This window comes from Methylomonas koyamae, from assembly GCF_006483455.1.
In the GTDB taxonomy this organism is placed as follows: Bacteria; Pseudomonadota; Gammaproteobacteria; order Methylococcales; family Methylomonadaceae; genus Methylomonas; species Methylomonas koyamae_B.
Window position 1 is genome coordinate 1 of record NZ_PPPU01000068.1, and the last position, 2,411, is coordinate 2,411.

The 2,411-nt window shown below is 54.1% G+C and carries 1 protein-coding gene; it reads left to right on the forward strand.

Features of this window, described 5'->3' with window-relative positions:
* Positions 1 to 179 precede the first annotated feature (179 nt).
* A partial coding sequence (locus C2U68_RS20515; protein ID WP_140914336.1) for an MCP four helix bundle domain-containing protein occupies positions 180 to 2,411 on the forward strand: 2,232 nt, incomplete at its 3' end.

Genomic DNA, 2,411 nt, shown 5'->3' on the forward strand with positions numbered 1-2,411 from the left:
TTCGAACGTTTCTAGGAGGCAAGCGAAAGAATAACTGCGACAAACGCCAAACCAAAACAGAAATAAAAGCTTTGTAGTGGCTGGCGCAAGGAACGTTGTTTGGGCCGCGGCGGGAATGCTGCGCCGTTTCAGGAACGCGGATGGAATCAAAGATTATTGTTTTTTAACGAGGATTCATCATGACAGTCACACAGCGTTTGTTGATATTAATCGGTTCGGCCGTATTGGGTCTGGCCGGGTTGGCGGGCTTTAATTATGTCCAGATCGACAGAGTTTATACCGCGACTAATTTCAATACCGTCAACACCTTGCCTAGCGTATTGCTGCTGAACGATATCGTCGGCGAAATATCCGGTGTTCGCGCCCACGTTTGGCAGCATCTGACAGAGACCGACGATTCGGCGATGCAGAGCGTCGAACGAGAAATCGAAACCAGACGCCGAAATATCGATAAGTTGCTGAAAGATTACGAGCCAATGCTGGCGGATGACGAAGACAAGCGTTTGCTTCAGGAAGATAGAGCCCGGCTGGCGGAGTACGACAAACTGAGCACCAAAGTGCGCGACTTGTCTAGACAGAATAAAAACGGCGAAGCTCGCGATTTAATGATGGCGAACCAAGCGACAGTCGACAAAATGCTGAGCGCATTCAAAAGCCATAGCGAATATAACCAGCGCTTGGGAAAAAATTCGTCGGACGAGGCTATCTCGATCAAATCATCTGCTGTTCTGGTTTCTACAATCATTGCGGTATTGGCTATTGCGGTGATGGGCTTGCTCGGACTATTCATCGCGCGCAGTCTGATGAGGCAATTGGGCGGCGAACCTGCTTTCGTGGCGGATCTGGCTTACAAGATCTCGCAAGGCGACTTGAGTACCATGATTAGCTTGAAAGCCGGCGATCAAACCAGCGTCATGGCCAACATGAAAAGCCTGAGCGACAACATTAAAGCTTTGCTGGCCGAAATGGATCACATGGCGATCGAACACGAAAAAGGCGATATCGATGTTGTCGTGGATACCGCTAAATTTCATGGCAGTTTTAAAGCCGTGGCGAAAGGTGTTAACGAGATGGTTAAGGGCCATATCGCGGTTAAAAAAATGGCTGTGAATTGTTTCATGGAATTCGGTAAAGGTAATCTGGACGCCGATGTCGAGAAGTTGCCTGGTAAGAAAAAGTTCATCAACGACACGATTGATTTGGTTAGAAATAACATCAGAGCATTGGTTACCGACGCTGAGATGCTCTCGACCGCAGCCGTAGAGGGCCGCCTGTCGACCCGTGCCGACGCTAACAAACACCAAGGTGATTTCCGTAAAATTGTCGAAGGCGTCAACCACACCCTGGACGCCGTGATCGGCCCGCTCAACGTCGCCGCCGACTACGTCGACAACATCTCCAAAGGCGCCATCCCGGCCAAAATCAGCGACCACTACAACGGCGACTTCAACACCATCAAAAACAACCTGAACAACTGCATCGACGCCATCAGCAACATGGTGGCGGAAGCCGCCGCCCTGGAAAAAGCCGCGATCGAAGGCCGCCTGGCCACCCGTGCCGACGCCAGCCAATACCAAGGCGACTACCGTAAAATCGTCCAAGGCGTGAACAACACCCTGGATGCCGTGATCGGCCCGCTCAACGTGGCGGCGGACTACGTCGACAAAATCTCGCGCGGCGCCATCCCGGCCAAAATCACGGACAGCTACAACGGCGACTTCAACGTCATCAAAAACAACCTGAACACCTGTATTGATGCGGTGAACGCCCTGGTGGCGGACGCCAACCTGCTGGCGCAAGCGGCGGTGGAAGGCAAACTGTCGACCCGAGCCGACGCCAGCAAACACCAAGGCGACTTCCGCAAAGTGGTGGAAGGCGTCAACCATACCCTGGACGCCGTGATCGGCCCGCTCAACGTTGCTGCCGACTACGTCGACAACATCGCCAAAGGCGCCATCCCGGCCAAAATCAGCGACCACTACAACGGCGACTTCAACACCATCAAAAACAACCTGAACAACTGCATCGACGCCATCAGCAACATGGTGGCGGAAGCCGCCGCCCTGGAAAAAGCCGCGATCGAAGGCCGCCTGGCCACCCGCGCCGACGCCAGCCAATACCAAGGCGACTACCGCAAAATCGTCCAAGGCGTAAACAACACCCTGGATGCCGTGATCGGCCCGCTCAACGTGGCGGCGGACTACGTCGACAAAATCTCGCGCGGCGCCATCCCGGCCAAAATCACGGACAGCTACAACGGCGACTTCAACGTCATCAAAAACAACCTCAACACCTGTATTGATGCGGTGAACGCCCTGGTGGCGGACGCCAACCTGCTGGCGCAAGCGGCAGTGGAAGGCAAACTGTCGACCCGGGCCGACGCCAGCAAACACCAAGGCGACTTCCGCAAA